The sequence below is a fragment of the Cellulophaga algicola DSM 14237 genome (assembly GCF_000186265.1).
Taxonomy (GTDB): domain Bacteria; phylum Bacteroidota; class Bacteroidia; order Flavobacteriales; family Flavobacteriaceae; genus Cellulophaga; species Cellulophaga algicola.
In genome coordinates this window covers 4,138,802-4,156,592 of sequence record NC_014934.1, presented here as the reverse complement: position 1 = coordinate 4,156,592, position 17,791 = coordinate 4,138,802, and the positions used below count along the sequence as shown (strand labels likewise).

The window sequence follows — 17,791 nt, the reverse complement described above, 5'->3', positions numbered from 1 at the left end:
TTTTTTTATGCTTAATTATGATTTTTATCTAAGTTTAAGAAAACTGATTAATCTTTTCTATTTCCTTATCTGAAAACTCAAGATTATTTAAGGCTGCAACATTTTCCTTTAATTGATTGGAAGAACTAGCTCCTACAAGTACTGATGCAACTGTTGGTCTTTTTAATAACCAAGCAATCGCCATTTGCGATAATTTTTGGCCACGTTCGTCAGCTATTTTTGCTAATCCTTTTATTTTCTCAAGATTCTCTTGTACTTGCGTAGTTTCTAAATACGTAAAGTTTTTAGCTGCTCTAGAATCTTTTGGAATACCATTTACATATTTATTGGTAAGCATTCCTTGCGCTAACGGAGAAAAAGCAATACAACCAACGCCAGCATCATCTAAAGTATCTAGCAGCCCATCTTCTACCCATTTATCAAAAATAGAATACTTAGCTTGGTGCAGTATAAAAGGAACTTTCATTTCTTTTAATAATTTGGCAGCTTCTTTAGTCTCTTTTGGTTCGTAATTAGAAATACCAACGTAAAGTGCTTTTCCTTGACGTACAATATCTGCAAGAGCTCCCATTGTCTCTTCTAAAGGAGTATCTGGATCTGGTCTATGATGATAAAAAATATCTACATAATCTAATCCCATTCTTTTTAGACTTTTATCTAAACTGGCGATTAAATATTTACGTGATCCTAAATTACCATATGGGCCAGGCCACATATCGTAACCTGCTTTAGAGGCAATAAACAACTCATCGCGATACGATTGAAAATCTTTTTTAAAGATTGTTCCAAAGTTTTCTTCTGCAGAACCATAAGGTGGTCCGTAATTATTAGCTAAATCAAAATGGGTTATTCCCAAATCGAAGGCCGTTCTTAAAACCTCACGTCCGTTCTGAATGTTATCTACAAAACCAAAATTATGCCATAAGCCTAATGATATTGCAGGAAGCAAAACACCACTTTTACCTGCCCGATTATACGTCATAGAATCATACCTATTGGGCTGAGCTAGGTAGTTTTTTATTCCTGTTTTGTCATTTATCTGCATCTATGAGATTTTAAATATTCCTTCCTATTATTTTTTTATTCTATGAACTCAACATTCTTTTAAAGAAATTAAGCACTTTATTAAAAATAAAAAAGCCTATCAAATTTAAATACTGATAAAACGAGTATATAAATTTCGATAGGCCTATATGAATTCTATTTTAGATTACACGTGTAGCGCTCTATCTTCAGTCGCTGCAAGTGCAGCTTCTTTTACCGCTTCAGCATAAGTTGGGTGTGCATGACTCATTCTTGCGATATCTTCAGCAGAAGCTCTAAACTCCATTGCTGTAACACCTTCAGCAATTAAATCTGCAACACGAGCACCAATCATATGCACTCCTAAAACTTCATCTGTTTTTTTGTCTGCAAGGATCTTCACAAATCCGTCTGTATCACCACTTGCTCTAGAACGTCCTAAAGCACGCATAGGAAAAGAACCTGCTTTGTATTCAATACCAGCTTCTTTTAATTGCTCTTCTGTTTGCCCTACGGCTGCAACTTCTGGCCATGTGTAAACAACACCTGGAATTAAGTTATAATCAATATGTGGTTTCTGACCCGCTAATACTTCAGCAACTAAAGTTCCTTCTTCCTCTGCCTTGTGCGCTAGCATTGCACCTTTAATAACATCTCCAATAGCATATATATTAGAAACATTCGTCTGTAGCTGCCCATTTACCGCTACTCTACCTCTTTCTTCTAATTTAACACCAGCAGCTTCAAGGTTTAATCCATCAGTATAGGCATGACGACCTACTGCAACTAAACAATAATCTCCTGTAAAGGTAATTTCTTCCCCTTTTTTATTATCAGCTTTTACAATAATTTCATTCCCATTACGCTCTACAGATTTTACCTTGTGAGAAAGTTGGAATTTAATTTTTTGCTTTTTAAGCACTTTCATCAATTCTTTAGATAATGCACCATCCATTCCTGGAATTATACGATCCATAAACTCAACAACCGTAACTTCTGCTCCAAGTCTTTTATATACTTGCCCTAGCTCTAAACCTATAACACCACCACCGATAACAATCATGTGTTTAGGCACTTCTTTTAGCTCAAGCGCTTCTGTAGAGGTAATAACACGCTCTTTATCTAATTTGATAAATGGTAATGTAGACGGTTTAGAACCTGTAGCAATAATCGTATTTTTTGCTTCTATCGTTTCCGTAGTACCATCATTCTTAGCAACGTTAATATGAGTAGCATCTTTGAAACTTCCTGTTCCTGTAAAAACATCAATTTTATTTTTACTCATCAAAAATTCAATACCCTTTGTTGTCATATCAACAACGCTTTGCTTGCGAGAAATCATTTTTTCAAGATTCAGTTTTATTTCACCAGAAATCTCAATTCCATGCTCTTCAAAATGCTTTATAGCATCCTCATAGTGATGCGAAGAATCTAATAAAGCCTTAGAAGGAATACACCCTACATTTAAGCAAGTTCCTCCTAAAGTGCTATATTTTTCAATAATCGCAGTTTTCATTCCTAATTGCGCACAGCGTATAGCTGCAACATATCCACCTGGACCAGAACCAATAATGGCTACATCGTATAAACTCATAATTTTGAATTAATTTTTATAAACATAACAAAATTAGTATTAATTTCTGGCATAGAAGCCTTCAAAACACTAAACTTCTGTTATATTAAACTAGTATATGGCAATTGCTGTGGTATGCTTAACTTCTGTAATAACAAATGAACTTTGTGTACTCCCGATATGACTAATGGCTGTTAATTTAGAAACCATAAAATCTCTATACGCTTCCATATTGGTAACGTGTACTTTTAATATATAATCATAATCACCACTTATATGGTAACATTCTACCACTTCTTTTAATTTTACAACTTCCTTTTCAAAATCGGTAACATAGTCCTTGGTATGCTGTGCCAATTTTACATGGCATAGCACCGTAAATTCCTTATTCACCTTTTTCTTACTAACTAAGGCTACATATTTTTCTATAGCACCATATTTCTCTAAGCGTTTAATCCGCTCATAAACTGCTGTAACAGATAGATTTAGATTGTTTGCATACTCCTTAGTTGTTTTTTTACTGTTTGCCTGAAGTAGGTTGAGCAGTTTTGCATCAATTTCATCTAATTTCATACGGATATATTTTCACCATTTTAAGAATTTTGACATCTTATTTAAACTATAAATCTACAAAATATATTATTTATAGTTTTATAATCTGTAAATAACAGTAAACGTTGATATATTTTATGGGTATGACTAATTTTATAAAAGATTAGAATGTTGATATATCCGCCAAGACTGTTTTTTTTTATTGTTTGTTACTATTTGGATTGGCGGATTACAATTTTATAATAACCACATAAAAAATTAGCTATGAGCCACAAAGCAGCAGATCGTTTACAAGATGTACAGTATTTTGGAGAGTTTGGAGGAGTAAATCCATCTATATCAGATTCTTCTACCTATACGTTTATGTCAGCAAAAACCATGTCTGATACCTTTGAAGGAAATACGGAAGGTTGTTACTTATACAGCAGACACTCCACTCCTTCTAATTTGTACTTGGGCGAGGCTTTAGCCGCATTAGAAAGTACAGAAACCGCTAATGTATATGCTAGCGGTATGGGCGCAATTACTTCCGTGATCCTACAACTATGCGATGCTGGAGACCATATTGTAAGCAGTAGAACCATCTATGGAGGGACTTATGCTTTTATGAAGAATTTCCTTAAAAAATTCAATATAAAAACCTCTTTTGTAGACACCACAAGTCTTGAGGCTGTAGAAAAAGCAATTACCGCCAATACCAAAATGATTTATTGTGAAGCAGTAAGCAATCCGTTATTAGAAGTAGCAGATATTGCAGCGCTATCAAAATTAGCAAAAAAATATAAGCTCCCTTTAATCGTAGACAATACCTTCTCTCCGTTAGCGATTACACCTGGTACATTAGGTGCCGATGTGGTGATTCATAGTTTAACAAAATTTATTAATGGGACTAGTGATTGTGTTGCTGGTGTTGTTTGTGGTACTACAGATTTCTGTACGAGTTTAAAAGATGTAAATAGCGGCGCTGCCATGTTATTAGGTAGTACTTTAGATAGTTTACGCGCTGCTTCTATTTTGAAAAACATGCGGACGCTACACATTAGAATGAAAAAACATGCGGAGAATGCACTTTATTTAGCCCAAAAGTTTCAGGAAGATGGGTTAACCGTTTCGTATCCTGGTTTAGCATCGCATCCCGGTCATAAAACCATGAACAAACAAATGAATAGTGCTTATGGGTATGGTGGCCTGCTTACTTTAAATGTTGGCACCCTAGAAAAGGCGAACAGCTTAATGGAATTAATGCAACATAAAAACCTAGGCTATTTAGCGGTAAGCCTTGGCTTTTACAAAACCCTCTTTAGTGCTCCTGGCAGCTCTACTTCTTCAGAAATTCCTATGGAGGAACAGAAGGAAATGGGACTAGGCGAAGGCTTAATTCGTTTTTCCATTGGTTTAGATGATGATATTACGCGCACCTATAAAATTATGAAAGCATGCATGGAAGAACTTAACATTCTAACTTCAGAAAATGTAATCGCATAAAATACCGTTTAACACACTTGCAGGAATACCGTCAAAATCGTATTATTACGGAATAACAAATCACATTTTTAATGCAAAATCAAAGCTTGAATCCTTCGGGGCCTGAAAATGAACACATTGTAGAAAATAAAGAGTTAAGCATTTGGGAAGCTTTAATCCCGGTATTCATATTAGTAGGCATGTTAGCTTATAATGTTTTTGTTTTTGGTGATGATGCGCTGAGTGGCTCTAATCAGTTTATCTTGTTATTAGGAGGTGCAGTCGCAGCTATTGTAGGTTTTTTTAATAAAGTTAGCTACGAACAGATGATGGCTGAAGTTGCCGAAAATCTAAAATCGACTTCAGGGGCACTACTTATATTACTTATGGTGGGCGCTCTTTCTGGTACTTGGTTGGTGAGTGGTATCATCCCATCAATGATTTATTACGGATTACAAGTATTAAATCCAACTATATTTTTGGCGGCATGTGTCATTATTTGTTCGGTAATCTCGGTGGCTACAGGTAGTTCTTGGACGACCTCTGCAACTGTAGGTATTGCACTAATCGGTATTGGTAATACCTTAGGGATTCCTTTAGGGATGACTGCCGGCGCTATACTTTCAGGAGCTTACTTCGGGGATAAAATGTCTCCCTTAAGTGATACCACTAACCTAGCGCCTGCTATGGCCGGAGGAGAGTTGTTTACGCATATTAAATATATGTTTTACACAACGGTACCCACCATAACCGTTACACTTATCGTTTTTATAATTCTTGGGTTTAATATTGACACTACAGGAACAGCAGATACACAATCTATTTTAAATTCCATAGACGCTACCTTTAATATTACAGGATGGCTTTTTTTAGTTCCTGTCGTTGTTATTGTATTGATATTAAAAAAAGCACCACCTCTTTTAGCCTTATTAGTAGGCACCTTATTAGGGGGCGTTTTTGCTATTATTTTTCAGCCAGAGATTGTAATGAATCTTACGGGGGCAACCTCATTAACTTTTGAGTCCGCTTACAAAGGTATTTTAAATGCTATCACGGTAAAAACAGCTATTGCAACAGAAAATGCTGCTTTGAGCGATTTATTTGCGTCAAAAGGAATGGCGGGTATGTTAGGAACCATATGGTTAATTATTTGTGCCATGGTATTTGGGGGTATTATGGATGGGATTGGTGCTCTTGCAAGAATAAGCAGGTCTTTACTAAGCTTAGCACAATCTACTTTTAGTTTATTCGCTAGTACGGTAGCAAGCTGTATCGCACTAAACGTAACTGCATCAGATCAATATTTAGCTCTTGTAGTCCCTGGAAAAATGTTCGCTAAAGCTTATAAAGATAAAGGTTTAGCTCCTGAAAATTTAAGTAGAACTCTAGAAGATTCTGGAACGGTTACTTCTGTATTAATCCCTTGGAATACTTGTGGTGCTTACCACAGTAGTGTTTTAGGAGTTCCTGTCGTAGATTACCTCGTGTTTGCCATCTTTAACTGGTTGAGTCCTATTATGACCTTAATCTTTGCTGGTTTCAACATCAAAATCAAACGATTAGTAACCGGAGAGAAGAAAGAAAATACTACGAAATAAAAATTCTTCAAAACCAGAACACTACCATGCTGTGATAATCGCCGTATAATAAGCTCCTTTTTACTAATATCGTAAAATTCCACGCTTAAATATAGCAACTCCGTACTATTTGTTGGATGTGGTTTCCACCATCAATAAATAGTATAGACCTATCAATTTTTTAAATATTTATTGCGCCTATTCTCCTTTTCTAATCTTAATTTTACCGTAGATAATAACACATAAAATTATATAGAATATGTCAATAGTAGGTAAAAAATTTCCAAGTCTAAGCGTAAATGCAATGAATGATTTAGGAGATACTTTTAAAATAAATGTTTTAGAAGAGGCTCAAAAAAATAACAAGAAAGTTGTTCTTTTCTGGTACCCAAAAGATTTTACTTTTGTTTGCCCTACAGAATTACATGCTTTTCAAGCTGCAATAGGAGAATTTGAAAAAAGAAACACTATAGTAATTGGTGCTTCTTGTGATACTCCTGAAGTACACTTTGCTTGGTTAAGTACGGCAAAAGACAATGGAGGTATTGAAGGGGTAACGTACCCAATATTAGCAGATAGCAACAGAAATTTATCTTCTACATTAGGTATTTTAGATATCACTAACGAGCAATACAACGATGAAACAGGTGTTGTTACTGTAGAAGGTGATAATGTAACCTATAGAGCTACTTACCTAATCGATGAAGAAGGTACTGTATTCCATGAAGGCGTTAACCATATGCCAGTAGGTAGAAACGTGAATGAATTTTTACGTTTGATTGACGCATATGCACACGTACAGAAACACGGCGAAGTTTGTCCTGCAAACTGGGAAGAAGGTAAAGATGCTATGCAAGCTAATGCTAAAGGAACTAAAGATTATTTAGCAAATCACATTAACTAAATTTAAAAACCCCATTACTTATGGTTCTGGGGTTAATTTAAAAATCTGTCTTATGATTTTAGAACTAGAACAAGATAATTTACAAGAAATTATTGACCAGAATGAAAATGTTGTGGTTCAGTATTCTGCTACTTGGTGCGGTAATTGTCGTATTATGAAGCCTAAATTTAAAAAAGAAGCAACTACAAACGAAAACATCACGTTTGTAATCGCTGATGCTGAGAAATTTCCGGAATCTAGGAAATTAGCTAATGTGGATAACCTTCCAACATTTGCTGCTTTCTCTGGCGGGAAATTAAAAAAGCAGGTACAAACGAATAAGTATGATGTATTAAAAGAATTGATCAGTGAAGTTACCAGTAATTAAACATTTAACGAACTTCATACAGGAAAATGATGAAGATTACGTTTTAGAAACTATAGAAACACTTGAAGCACTTACAGAAGTTTCTTCTCTAAAAGATGAAGAACTTGATGTAATCGGAGAATTAATCTCTAACATGTACGGTGCACTTGAAGTACATAAAACCATTAAAAACGGAGCTACTCAAAAAGAGGCTTTAAATAGTTTCATGCAAAGAGTAATGGGGTCAATAGATAAATAATAAAACCTCTTAAAATTATAAAGTCCATTTGTACTCCGAATGGGCTTTTTTTTATTTAAAATTTTTCAAAGCAATTTTAACATTTAAAAGATAAATTTTATAATTTCACACAGAATTAAACACAAATATAATTATGGCTATTGTAACCTTAAAAGGAAATAAATTAAATACTATAGGAAGTTTACCAACAGTTGGTTCTTCTGCTCCAAGTTTTACACTTACTAAAAACGATCTATCAAGTGCAGATTTAGCACAGTACAAAGGAAAAAAAGTAGTTTTAAACATATTCCCAAGTGTAGATACGGGTACTTGTGCACAATCTGTACGTCAGTTTAATACAGAAGCATCAGAATTAAAGAACACTGTAGTTTTATGTGTATCTAAAGATTTACCCTTTGCACAAGCTCGTTTTTGTGGTGCAGAAGGCTTAAATAATGTAGAAATGTTATCTGATTTTAAAGATGGTAATTTTGGTACTCATTATGGAGTATCTTTTGCAGACGGACCATTAGCGCCTTTACTTTCTAGATCAGTAGTTGTTTTAGATGAAGAAGGAAAAGTAATCTACACAGAGCAGGTTGCAGAAACAACAGAAGAGCCTAATTACAAAGCTGCACTTGAAGCCTTAGTAAATGCCTAAAAAAGAATCTTTTTTAGTAAATAGAATAAAAAGTGTTGGCTTCGCATTACGTGGAGCCATGCTTTTAATCCGAACAGAAGCAAGTATAAAAATTCAAGTTTTTATTGCTATTGTAATGACGAGTGCTGGTTTCTATTTTGAGATTACCAAAACAGAATGGATTTTACAAATATTCGCTATTGCTTTAGTGCTTGGTGTTGAGGGGATGAATACCGCTGTTGAAAAAATATCAGACTATATTCAACCAGAATTTGATGAAAAAATTGGGTTTATAAAAGATATTGCTGCTGGTGCTGTAATGCTAGTTTCTATAGCTTCTACCATTATTGGATTAATTATATACCTCCCTAAGTTTTTTTAGAACAGTATTACCTTTCGCATACAAGGTAAATTTGTATTTTAGCCCTCTAGAATAAAAGATTTAATGGCAAAAAAGTCAAAAAGCTCAAAATCAACGCCTCCTAAGAAAAAGGTGTCTTTAAATTTATCAAAACAAAATAAAATTATACTCGGAAGCTTAATCATGCTTTTTAGTGTAGCACTTTTTTTTGCTTTCATCTCTTTCTTTTTTACTTGGCAAGATGATCAAAGCTTGCTATCAGAATTTTCTAACCGAAATCAAGAAGCAAAAAATTTACTGAATAAATTTGGAGCGGGCATAAGTCATTTCTTCGTTTATAAAGGCTTCGGGATTGCTTCTTTAATTTTTACCTTTCTTTTCTTTGTAAGTGGGTTGCGTCTGTTTTTAAGTTTAAAAGATACAGGGTTACTCCGAAAATGGATATGGGGATTAGTATTTATTATATGGATATCTTTAACCTTAGGCTTCTTTGCCGAAAAAAGACCGCTATTAGGTGGCTTGGTAGGTTATGAAATGAATGATTTTATGCAAGATTATGTCGGTAAATTAGGCGTAATTCTTCTCTTGTTATTTGGTCTTATTGTAATTATGGTACGTTTATTTAAACTCACACCAGATCATCTTACCGCATATTATCAGAAAAAGAAAAGTTCTCTTTCAAAGGAGTTTGAAGATGATGCTGCGGAAACTTATTCTGATGAAGAAATAGAAGCGCTTATCAAAAAAGAAGAAAAACAAAAAGTAATAGATACCTATACCCATAAAAAGGATATTCCAGCAATGGAAACCCAAAGAGAAACCAAGGCAGAAGCTAAGCCAGAAACTAAAACTATTATAACTAAAGATTTTGAGGTTACCATTCCTGTTGAAGAAGAAGTTATTGAGGAAGAACTTCCAATGCAGGTTGAAAAAATAGTAGAGGAAGGAGAAGAAACTGATAATTTAGCCAGTAAGTTGGTAGAAGATTACGGAGAATTTGATCCTACTTTAGAGTTAGGTAATTATAAATTCCCAACCATAGATTTATTAGATCAACATGGAGTAACAGGAGGAATTACCATCAACCAAGAAGAGTTAGAAGAGAATAAAAATAAAATTGTAGAAACTTTAAAAAACTACAAAATAGGAATAGCTCAAATTAAAGCTACTATTGGTCCTACGGTTACTTTATATGAGATTGTTCCAGAAGCAGGGGTACGTATTTCTAAAATTAAAAACTTAGAGGATGATATTGCATTATCTCTTGCTGCATTAGGGATTCGAATTATAGCACCTATCCCAGGAAAAGGAACTATAGGTATAGAAGTACCCAATAAGAATGCAACTATTGTTTCTATGCGTTCTGTAATCACCTCTAGTAAATTCCAAAAAGCAGAAATGCAATTGCCTATTGCTTTTGGTAAAACCATTAGTAATGAAACCTTCGTAGTAGATTTAGCCAAAATGCCTCACTTGCTTATGGCAGGAGCTACCGGTCAAGGTAAATCTGTAGGTTTAAATGCGGTACTAACTTCTTTATTATACAAAAAGCATCCTGCGGAAGTTAAATTTGTTTTGATTGATCCAAAAAAGGTGGAATTAACACTTTTTAATAAGATAGAACGTCACTTTTTAGCGAAACTACCTAATTCAGAAGATGCTATCATTACAGACAATACCAAGGTTATTCACACCTTAAATTCCCTCTGTATAGAAATGGATAATCGGTATGAATTGCTAAAAATGGCATTGGTACGTAACATTAAAGAATACAATGTAAAGTTTAAAGCGCGTAAATTAAATCCGAATGATGGCCATATGTTCTTACCGTACATTGTTTTAGTGATTGATGAGTTTGCAGATTTGATTATGACGGCTGGTAAAGAAGTAGAAACACCTATTGCTCGTTTAGCGCAACTTGCGCGTGCCATTGGTATTCACTTAATTATTGCCACACAACGCCCCTCTGTAAACGTAATTACAGGGATTATAAAAGCTAACTTCCCTGCGCGTATTGCCTTTAGAGTAACCTCTAAGATAGATTCACGTACTATTTTAGATGCACAAGGCGCAGATCAGCTTATTGGTCGTGGTGATATGTTGTATACCCAAGGGAATGATGTGACACGTATTCAGTGTGCTTTTGTTGATACTCCTGAAGTGGCTAAAATTGTAGAATTCATAGGGTCTCAGCGAGCATATCCGGATGCACATTTACTTCCAGAGTATGAAGGTGATGAATCTGGCACAAGTCTTGATAATAACATTACAGATAGAGATGCTTTATTCCGCGATGCTGCAGAAGTTATAGTTATTGCACAACAAGGATCAGCTTCTTTAATCCAAAGAAAATTGAAATTAGGTTACAATAGAGCAGGTCGGATTATCGATCAATTAGAAGCCGCAGGAATTGTAGGACCTTTTGAAGGCAGTAAAGCCAGACAGGTGTATGTTTCAGATATGGCCGCTCTTGAAGTAATTTTTAACAACGAAAAAAAATAAAATTTGATTATGAAAAAGATTATTGTTTTAGTAGCACTTTTTTCCTCTGCCCTATCTATGGCTCAAAACTCAGCAAAAGCAAAAACGTTGTTGGATGATGTATACAACAAGGTAAAAAGTTATGACAATATTTACGTAGATTTTAAATATGCTTTAAATAATAAAGAAGCGAATATCAACCAAGAAACGCGTGGTGATGTTACCATGCAAGGCGATAAATATTTATTTAATTATTTAGGATCTCAACAATTGTTTGACGGGGCAAAAGTATACACTATTGTTCCTGAAAATGAAGAGGTAACCATTGAAGACAAGTCTGCAGAAGAAAATACCATTACGCCATCAAAAATGTTGACTTTCTACAAAAAAGGACACAATTATGAAATGGATATTTTACAGAATATTCAAGGTAGAAAAATTCAATTCGTGAAATTAACACCTATTGATACTAATTCTGAAATTAAAAATATCTTATTAGGTATTGATGCCGAAACAAAACATATCTATAAATTAATAGAAACGGGTAAAAACGGGACTAAAACAACCATCACTGTTAATTCTTTTAAAACAAACCAACCTTTATCAAAAAGCTTATTTACATTTGATGAAGCTAAGTACAAAAAAGAAGGCTACTACATCATAAGAAACTAAGCATTGAGAATATTAGACCGTTATTTATTAAGTAGATTCTTATACAATTTCTTCAGCTCGTTTGCAATACTGATGCTCATCTTCGTATTTCAAACGATTTGGCTGTTTATAGACGATTTGGCTGGTAGAGGTCTGGATGTCATGATTATCCTTAAATTTCTATTCTATATAATGCCTAATCTTATGGAGAAGGTACTTCCATTAACTGTGCTATTAGCCTCTATATTAACCTTTGGTTCTATTGCAGAAAACTATGAGTTTGCCGCGATGAAAGCCTCAGGTATTTCCTTGCAACGTTCTATGCGTCCTTTAATTATTTTTGTTTGCATATTGGGCGTAGTCGTATTTTATTTTGCCAATAGTGTTATCCCTGCTTCAGAGCAAAAAATTTACAATCTTCGAAAAAATATAGGTCAAGTTAAACCGTCTACCGCTATTGTCGAAGGTGCTTTTAGTGATTTAGAAGGCACTAATATGAATATGAAGGTAGACCGTAAGTACGGAGATAATGATCGTTTCTTAGAAAATGTTATTATTCATAGAAAATCTGATAATAGCATAAATAATACCGTAATAAAAGCCAAAACGGGAGAATTAGTAAGTAGTGAAGGGTCTGATATTTTAAAATTAGTGTTAAGAGATGGCCATTACTATGAAGATATTACCAAAAAGAAATCTACAGAGAATCGCAAATATCCTTTTGCTAAGTCTAGTTTTGAAATCTATACTATTAACCAAGATATCTCTAAATTAGATGTTAATTTAGAAGAAGATAGATCGGTGACAACCGATAAGATGAAAAATGTAATGCGGTTGATAAAAGATGCCGATTCTATCAAAAAGAATAACCTTATCATTGTAGAAACCTTTTCTAAAAGTATTTACAACAGAGCGGGAGCTTTTGCCATTTTATCAAAAAAAGATAGTCTAGACAATGCTAATTTTAAACCTTTGAGTAAAGATGCATTGCTATTACAAAAAGCAATGTTTGATACCTTGAATATTGTTAGTCTTTATCCAGAATATCAGAAAAGTCAAATCTTAAACGCAGCAAAAAATACCACTACCAATATTTTAGCTTCTATACGCAGTAAGAAAGACGAATTAGATAAACGCTACAAAATATACAATATGCATATTGTGTCCTTACACAAGAAATTTGCTTTAGGATTATCTTGTATCGTTCTATTCTTTGTAGGAGCACCGTTAGGAGCTATTATCCGTAAAGGCGGACTTGGAGTACCTATGGTCGTGGCTATTCTCTTATTTCTAACCTATTATTTTATTGGCGTATTTTCAGAAAACTACGCTAAAGATGGGAATATGAGCCCCATTATTGGCGCTTGGACCTCCACGTTAATTATGTTACCCTTAGGTGTCTTTCTAACAAAAAGAGCAACAGAAGACAAAGGTTTAATCAGTTTTGGAGTGGTGATAGACCTGTTTAAAAATGGCTTTAAAAAACTAATGCCTAGTAGAAAATAAAAAAGTATGGAAAATATGACGCATCTAAATTCTATAGAAGAAGCTATTATCGATATCAAGAACGGAAAAGTTATTATCGTTGTTGATGATGAGAATAGAGAGAATGAAGGCGATTTTTTAGCAGCGGCAGAATTGGCTACTCCTGAAGTAATCAATTTTATGGCTACACAAGGTCGCGGACTTATCTGTACTCCCTTAACCGAAAGCCGATGCAAAGAGTTAGGTTTACCTATGATGGTAAGCAACAATACAGACCATATGGAAACCGCTTTTACAGTTTCTGTAGATTTACGAGGTAAAGGCGTTACTACCGGAATTTCTGCGGGAGATAGAGCTAAAACGGTTTTAGCATTAACAGATCCCGAAACCAAACCTTTTGATTTAGCGCGTCCTGGTCATATTTTTCCTTTAGTAGCTAAAGAAGGTGGTGTTTTACGCAGAACAGGGCATACCGAAGCAGCCATAGATTTTGCACGCTTAGCAGGTTTAGAACCAGCGGGTGTAATTGTAGAAATCATGAACGAAGATGGTTCTATGGCGCGCCTTCCAGAATTAATGGAAGTAGCCAAGAAACACGATTTAAAAATTGTTTCTATTGAGTCTTTAATTGCCTATCGTATGGAGCATGATAGTTTGATCGAGAAAAAAGAAGATTTCACGATTACCACACGTTTTGGAGAATTTAGATTGCGTGCTTACCAACAAACCACAAACGATCAAATACACATAGCCTTAACTAAAGGGAACTGGAAAAAGGAAGATAAAATTCTAACTAGAATTAACTCTACGTTAATCAACAACGATATCTTAGGCACCTTAACAAACAACCCTGATAAGAAGCTAGAAGATATGTTTAATGCGATAAACAAAGAAGGCAAAGGCGCCTTTCTATTTATCAATCAAGAAAGTAAATCCTTGAATCTATTAAACAGAATATCAAGCCTTAAAGCGCTACAAGCTAAAGGTGAAATTAAAGCACCCAAAATAGAAATGGATGCCAAAGATTTTGGCGTTGGCGCTCAGATATTACATGACCTTAATATTTCTAAAGTAAAATTATTAACCAATACGGTACAATCTAAACGTGTAGGTATTATTGGTTACGGATTAGAAATTGTGGAGTACGTTTCGTACTAACCCAAAACTACGTTAATAGCAGCTACCATAGCTTTTGCTCTGGCATGTACTTGCGCTTCCGTCCAGCTTAATTTTATTAGGCAAGATATGGTGCGTGAGATTACCTGGTCAGAAGCAGAGAAATCTTTTTCTTCAGAACTAAAAACAGCTTTTTCTATGCTGTCTGAAAACTGATTTAAAGACTTCAATTCTTTTAAATGCTCCCATTTAGTGTGGTAATGCCAATTATTATCAAACCAATAAAAAGAGGCATCTACGCCATGTTGCCCTAACGAGGTATGGGCAGCTTTTGCTTCGGTCTCTGTAGGAAGAAAGAAACTAATAAAAGAGTAGTTTTGCACACCACCCTCTGGAATTTTTCGGAAGGTAACTTCAGGAATCGTTTTTAAGGCTTCCTCTAAAATTAAATAATATTTTTTCTGAGTTGCTAGAAATTCATCCAAGCGTTGAATTTGGGCTACTCCAACAGCAGCATGTAATTCTGATATTCTATAATTATACCCTAGAAAAGGATGCCCCTCTGCTCCCCTATCTTTTCCGATATGATCATGTCCGTGATCTGAATAATGATCGGCATGCCTATAATAATCCTTGTTATTCGTAATTAATCCGCCACCTTCACCACAGGTAATTGTTTTTACGTAATCAAAAGAAAAACAACCAATATCTCCAATACTCCCTAGTGGTTTGTTGTTATAAGAACCTCCTATAGCTTGGCAGGCGTCTTCTATTAAAACTAAACTGTATTTTTTACACAATACCACCAAAGGATCTAGGTCTACCATAGAGCCACACATATGTACGGGCATAATGGCCTTTGTACGCTCTGTAATGGCATTTCTAACCGCTTTGGGGTTTAGGCCTAGTGTTTCATCTACATCTACTAAAACAGGAATAGCACCAACGGCCAAGACCGCTTCAAAAGTAGCTACAAAGGTGAATGTAGGTATAATCACTTCATCACCAGCACCAACACCTGCACTGACTAGTGCTACGCTTAAAGCAGCAGTACCACTACTTACCAATTGCGCATATTGCGTTTGCATACGCTCGGCTAAAAGTTTTTCTAACTTAACAGCTTTCCAATCGTTACGGGCTCCGTCAAAACCATACCGCATGAGTACTCCAGAATCTAAAACTTCATTGACTTCTTTACGTTCCGCATCTCCGAATAATTCAAATCCTGGCATATTTTTTTCTATTATTAAGTTAACATAAATTGCGGCTGCAAATTAAACGGATTTGCAGCGTTTTTCAAACCAATATGGCAACTAATTAGCGTTCTATAATTACCGTTGCTAATGGCTTTCTAACTTTTGGTAAAGTAGCAAAGAAATCATCTACTGCCCTATACCCTACTGGCAGTACTAATACTGAAGTTAAGTTCATATCCTCTATCCCTAAAAGTTCATCATATTTAGAAGGAATAAAACCTTCCATAGGGCAAGCATCTATTTTTTCTAAGGCACACACCGTCAATAAGTTTCCTAGGGCTAAATACGCTTGTTTGATGGCCCAAGCTTTTTTCTCTTCTCCAGACATTTTTGAAAATGAGCTAATTAACGAGTCTTGAAACGGCATTAAAATTTCATCACTGGTGTTTCGGATTTTTTTAATTAAGTTGAAATAATTTCTAATGTAGGCTTCAGAGATATCGGTTTCAATACAAAGAACCAAAAGATGCGAAGCTTGTGCTACTTGCTGTTGGTTATAAGAATGTGCCACTAAGTTCTCCTGAAGCTCTTTATTATGTACTACCACAAGTTTTATAGGCTGTAAGCCATACGAAGTTGCCGTGAGGTTAAAAGCCTCTTTTAGAAGGTCTATTTTAGTTTCACTTAAAAGCTTAGTGGCATCAAATTTTTTAACGGCATAACGCCATTGTAGAGAGTCTATACTCGAATTCATTAACTAATTTTAAATATAAGCAGCGTAAATAGTACAATGCCTTGCTGTAAAATTACTTTTTTTAAATGATACGCCTTCGTAATTCGCTAAAAAATAGACTGCTAAAGCTGCATTAGCATTTTAAAGGAAAAAAATGTGAAAATATTTTCAAAAGCAGGGTTAATATTTAAAAAAGGTTTATATATTTGCACCCGCAATCAGGGAATACCTGATGAGGCACTCAGGAGAATTGGCAGAGTGGTCGAATGCGGCAGTCTTGAAAACTGTTGAGGGTCACACCTCCGGGGGTTCGAATCCCTCATTCTCCGCTTAGAGCAAAGCTCAATACCGAAAGGTATTGGGCTTTTTTATTTTAAGAAATGTCAAAAACATCGTTTTTGTAAATTAATTAAAATAAAAAAGCCCATAAATTGCGTTAGCAATTTGAGCTTTATTGTAAGGTGTGGAGATCAAGGGATGCACGAAGTGAATCCCTCCTTCTTCTAAATTTAACTTGATTATTAAATGTTTGCAAAATTATCACTCAATTCTATTAGCCTTAATTAAAAATTATTTTCTTTTAATTTCATCCAAAGTCAAGCCGTTTTTGTCTTTCCAAGAGGTCCAACCATTAGCCGAGCGCCCTAAAATTGTTGCAGCCGCAGCACTGGGGGAATTAAATATAAAATCTTGCTGGAAAACATAAACATTATTATCTCTTTTAAGAATTTCCTCTTCAATTAAGCGATTTCTTAATATCCCTATCCATTTATTCATGCCTTTGGTTGGCTCTAGGTTTACTTTCCCTTCTTTATACACCAAAAAGCCATCATCTGTTAGCTCACCAACTGCGTATGCATCTTTACCTTGACAATAAAACAACTCTTTATTACTTTTTGCTTTTCGTTTTTCTTCAAATATTGGATATCCTAAAGTAGCCAGTAAAATTTTTGCAGTTTCAAAGTTATCAAGTAAATCGTGCTCTCTACTTTCAGAAATGTATAATCTATTAGAACCGGTATCGTTATCTAATTTATACCTATCAATTTCCTTACTTTTATCTATGCAGTAATGCTCTAAAAACTTACTATCTGCTTTATTGTAATCATTTGTTTTAGAAGCTACAATAACACAATGGGTCCAGAAATCTTTATTTCTATTATGCGATTGGATACGCTTAAAACAATCTTCACCCTCTCCAATATAAACCATTGGTTTTGTCCCATCTTCTGAGGTACCAAATAAAAAATACACCCCTGTGAAATGCACCATTTCACGTTGGCTTACTTCTTGCATTTTATTCCTAGGAAATAATATAGCTTTAACTAATCTGCTTGTTATTTCTGCTTCACGAATACTCGTTGGTGAACCGTCTGGTAGAAATATTTGTATGGTTTGTGGTCGCATTTTTTTAATTTAATTAAGCATAATTATTTTAAATGAAATCATAA

At 34.8% G+C, this 17,791-nt stretch carries 17 protein-coding genes and 1 tRNA gene; 12 read left to right on the top strand and 6 right to left on the bottom strand.

All coding sequences use genetic code 11. From position 1 onward, the window contains the following. Window positions 1–34: 34 nt before the first annotated feature. The 3 genes from mgrA to CELAL_RS18090 all read right to left on the bottom strand — a co-directional run bounded on the left by mgrA (window position 35) and on the right by CELAL_RS18090 (window position 3,169). On the bottom strand, window positions 35–1,045 hold the full coding sequence (mgrA, locus tag CELAL_RS18100; RefSeq protein ID WP_013552339.1) for an L-glyceraldehyde 3-phosphate reductase: 1,011 nt from the start codon (window positions 1,043–1,045) through the stop codon (window positions 35–37). Between the two features lie 165 nt (window positions 1,046–1,210). Next, window positions 1,211–2,617, bottom strand: coding sequence for a dihydrolipoyl dehydrogenase (lpdA, locus tag CELAL_RS18095; RefSeq protein WP_013552338.1), 1,407 nt, complete (start codon window positions 2,615–2,617; stop codon window positions 1,211–1,213). A 90-nt stretch (window positions 2,618–2,707) separates the two neighbouring features. Further along, a complete protein-coding gene (locus tag CELAL_RS18090) occupies window positions 2,708–3,169 on the bottom strand; it encodes an Lrp/AsnC family transcriptional regulator (RefSeq protein WP_013552337.1) in 462 nt (153 codons plus the stop codon). Between the two features lie 243 nt (window positions 3,170–3,412). Between CELAL_RS18090 and CELAL_RS18085 the strand changes: the two genes are divergently transcribed. The 11 genes from CELAL_RS18085 to ribB all read left to right on the top strand — a co-directional run bounded on the left by CELAL_RS18085 (window position 3,413) and on the right by ribB (window position 14,453). After that, complete coding sequence (locus CELAL_RS18085; RefSeq protein ID WP_013552336.1) at window positions 3,413–4,633, top strand: aminotransferase class I/II-fold pyridoxal phosphate-dependent enzyme; 1,221 nt, start codon at window positions 3,413–3,415, stop codon at window positions 4,631–4,633. Window positions 4,634–4,704: 71 nt separating this feature from the next. Continuing rightward, a complete protein-coding gene (gene nhaC / locus CELAL_RS18080) occupies window positions 4,705–6,210 on the top strand; it encodes a Na+/H+ antiporter NhaC (RefSeq protein ID WP_013552335.1) in 1,506 nt (501 codons plus the stop codon). Between the two features lie 238 nt (window positions 6,211–6,448). Beyond that, the gene (locus tag CELAL_RS18075; RefSeq protein WP_013552334.1) at window positions 6,449–7,093 is read left to right on the top strand and encodes a peroxiredoxin; all 645 of its coding nucleotides are present in this window, start codon (window positions 6,449–6,451) and stop codon (window positions 7,091–7,093) included. Between the two features lie 52 nt (window positions 7,094–7,145). Next, a complete protein-coding gene (locus CELAL_RS18070; RefSeq protein WP_013552333.1) occupies window positions 7,146–7,460 on the top strand; it encodes a thioredoxin family protein in 315 nt (104 codons plus the stop codon). Then, on the top strand, window positions 7,441–7,698 hold the full coding sequence (locus tag CELAL_RS18065; protein WP_013552332.1) for a DUF6952 family protein: 258 nt from the start codon (window positions 7,441–7,443) through the stop codon (window positions 7,696–7,698). Before CELAL_RS18070 ends, CELAL_RS18065 begins: the two co-directional genes overlap by 20 nt. Window positions 7,699–7,831: 133 nt before the next feature. After that, window positions 7,832–8,338, top strand: a complete 507-nt coding sequence (gene tpx / locus CELAL_RS18060) for a thiol peroxidase (protein ID WP_013552331.1) — start codon at window positions 7,832–7,834, stop codon at window positions 8,336–8,338. Continuing rightward, complete coding sequence (locus tag CELAL_RS18055; RefSeq protein ID WP_013552330.1) at window positions 8,331–8,699, top strand: diacylglycerol kinase; 369 nt, start codon at window positions 8,331–8,333, stop codon at window positions 8,697–8,699. Before tpx ends, CELAL_RS18055 begins: the two co-directional genes overlap by 8 nt. A gap of 63 nt (window positions 8,700–8,762) precedes the next feature. Continuing rightward, complete coding sequence (locus CELAL_RS18050; RefSeq protein WP_013552329.1) at window positions 8,763–11,180, top strand: FtsK/SpoIIIE family DNA translocase; 2,418 nt, start codon at window positions 8,763–8,765, stop codon at window positions 11,178–11,180. A 9-nt stretch (window positions 11,181–11,189) separates the two neighbouring features. Next, window positions 11,190–11,831 (top strand): LolA family protein, encoded by a 642-nt coding sequence (locus CELAL_RS18045; protein ID WP_013552328.1) that lies wholly within the window; start codon window positions 11,190–11,192, stop codon window positions 11,829–11,831. A 72-nt stretch (window positions 11,832–11,903) separates the two neighbouring features. Continuing rightward, window positions 11,904–13,316, top strand: a complete 1,413-nt coding sequence (locus CELAL_RS18040; RefSeq protein WP_041557800.1) for an LptF/LptG family permease — start codon at window positions 11,904–11,906, stop codon at window positions 13,314–13,316. A gap of 15 nt (window positions 13,317–13,331) precedes the next feature. After that, window positions 13,332–14,453, top strand: coding sequence for a 3,4-dihydroxy-2-butanone-4-phosphate synthase (gene ribB, locus CELAL_RS18035; RefSeq protein ID WP_013552326.1), 1,122 nt, complete (start codon window positions 13,332–13,334; stop codon window positions 14,451–14,453). Here ribB and CELAL_RS18030 read toward each other — a convergent pair. Continuing rightward, on the bottom strand, window positions 14,450–15,643 hold the full coding sequence (locus CELAL_RS18030; RefSeq protein WP_013552325.1) for a DegT/DnrJ/EryC1/StrS family aminotransferase: 1,194 nt from the start codon (window positions 15,641–15,643) through the stop codon (window positions 14,450–14,452). The two genes, ribB and CELAL_RS18030, sit on opposite strands and share 4 nt — an antisense overlap. Window positions 15,644–15,728: 85 nt before the next feature. Then, on the bottom strand, window positions 15,729–16,361 hold the full coding sequence (locus CELAL_RS18025) for an NAD(P)H-dependent oxidoreductase (protein WP_013552324.1): 633 nt from the start codon (window positions 16,359–16,361) through the stop codon (window positions 15,729–15,731). Window positions 16,362–16,584: 223 nt separating this feature from the next. Between CELAL_RS18025 and CELAL_RS18020 the strand changes: the two genes are divergently transcribed. Continuing rightward, window positions 16,585–16,669, top strand: a tRNA-Ser gene (locus tag CELAL_RS18020). Between the two features lie 241 nt (window positions 16,670–16,910). On the opposite strand, the gene CELAL_RS18015 is transcribed toward CELAL_RS18020, so the two are convergent. Beyond that, on the bottom strand, window positions 16,911–17,747 hold the full coding sequence (locus CELAL_RS18015; RefSeq protein ID WP_013552323.1) for a GIY-YIG nuclease family protein: 837 nt from the start codon (window positions 17,745–17,747) through the stop codon (window positions 16,911–16,913). Window positions 17,748–17,791 lie beyond the last annotated feature (44 nt).

What these genes read in the sequence shown, in the direction of transcription:
- CELAL_RS18050 (WP_013552329.1), top strand. Translation starts at nt 8,763, where the DNA reads ATGGCAAAAAAGTCAAAAAGCTCAAAATCAACGCCTCCTAAGAAAAAG.
- CELAL_RS18040 (WP_041557800.1), top strand. Translation starts at nt 11,904, where the DNA reads ATGCTCATCTTCGTATTTCAAACGATTTGGCTGTTTATAGACGATTTG.
- CELAL_RS18085 (WP_013552336.1), top strand. Translation starts at nt 3,413, where the DNA reads ATGAGCCACAAAGCAGCAGATCGTTTACAAGATGTACAGTATTTTGGA.
- CELAL_RS18025 (WP_013552324.1), bottom strand. Translation starts at nt 16,361, where the DNA reads ATGAATTCGAGTATAGACTCTCTACAATGGCGTTATGCCGTTAAAAAA.
- CELAL_RS18075 (WP_013552334.1), top strand. Translation starts at nt 6,449, where the DNA reads ATGTCAATAGTAGGTAAAAAATTTCCAAGTCTAAGCGTAAATGCAATG.
- tpx (WP_013552331.1), top strand. Translation starts at nt 7,832, where the DNA reads ATGGCTATTGTAACCTTAAAAGGAAATAAATTAAATACTATAGGAAGT.
- ribB (WP_013552326.1), top strand. Translation starts at nt 13,332, where the DNA reads ATGACGCATCTAAATTCTATAGAAGAAGCTATTATCGATATCAAGAAC.
- CELAL_RS18055 (WP_013552330.1), top strand. Translation starts at nt 8,331, where the DNA reads ATGCCTAAAAAAGAATCTTTTTTAGTAAATAGAATAAAAAGTGTTGGC.
- nhaC (WP_013552335.1), top strand. Translation starts at nt 4,705, where the DNA reads ATGCAAAATCAAAGCTTGAATCCTTCGGGGCCTGAAAATGAACACATT.
- CELAL_RS18070 (WP_013552333.1), top strand. Translation starts at nt 7,146, where the DNA reads ATGATTTTAGAACTAGAACAAGATAATTTACAAGAAATTATTGACCAG.
- CELAL_RS18015 (WP_013552323.1), bottom strand. Translation starts at nt 17,747, where the DNA reads ATGCGACCACAAACCATACAAATATTTCTACCAGACGGTTCACCAACG.
- lpdA (WP_013552338.1), bottom strand. Translation starts at nt 2,617, where the DNA reads ATGAGTTTATACGATGTAGCCATTATTGGTTCTGGTCCAGGTGGATAT.
- CELAL_RS18030 (WP_013552325.1), bottom strand. Translation starts at nt 15,643, where the DNA reads ATGCCAGGATTTGAATTATTCGGAGATGCGGAACGTAAAGAAGTCAAT.
- CELAL_RS18090 (WP_013552337.1), bottom strand. Translation starts at nt 3,169, where the DNA reads ATGAAATTAGATGAAATTGATGCAAAACTGCTCAACCTACTTCAGGCA.
- mgrA (WP_013552339.1), bottom strand. Translation starts at nt 1,045, where the DNA reads ATGCAGATAAATGACAAAACAGGAATAAAAAACTACCTAGCTCAGCCC.
- CELAL_RS18045 (WP_013552328.1), top strand. Translation starts at nt 11,190, where the DNA reads ATGAAAAAGATTATTGTTTTAGTAGCACTTTTTTCCTCTGCCCTATCT.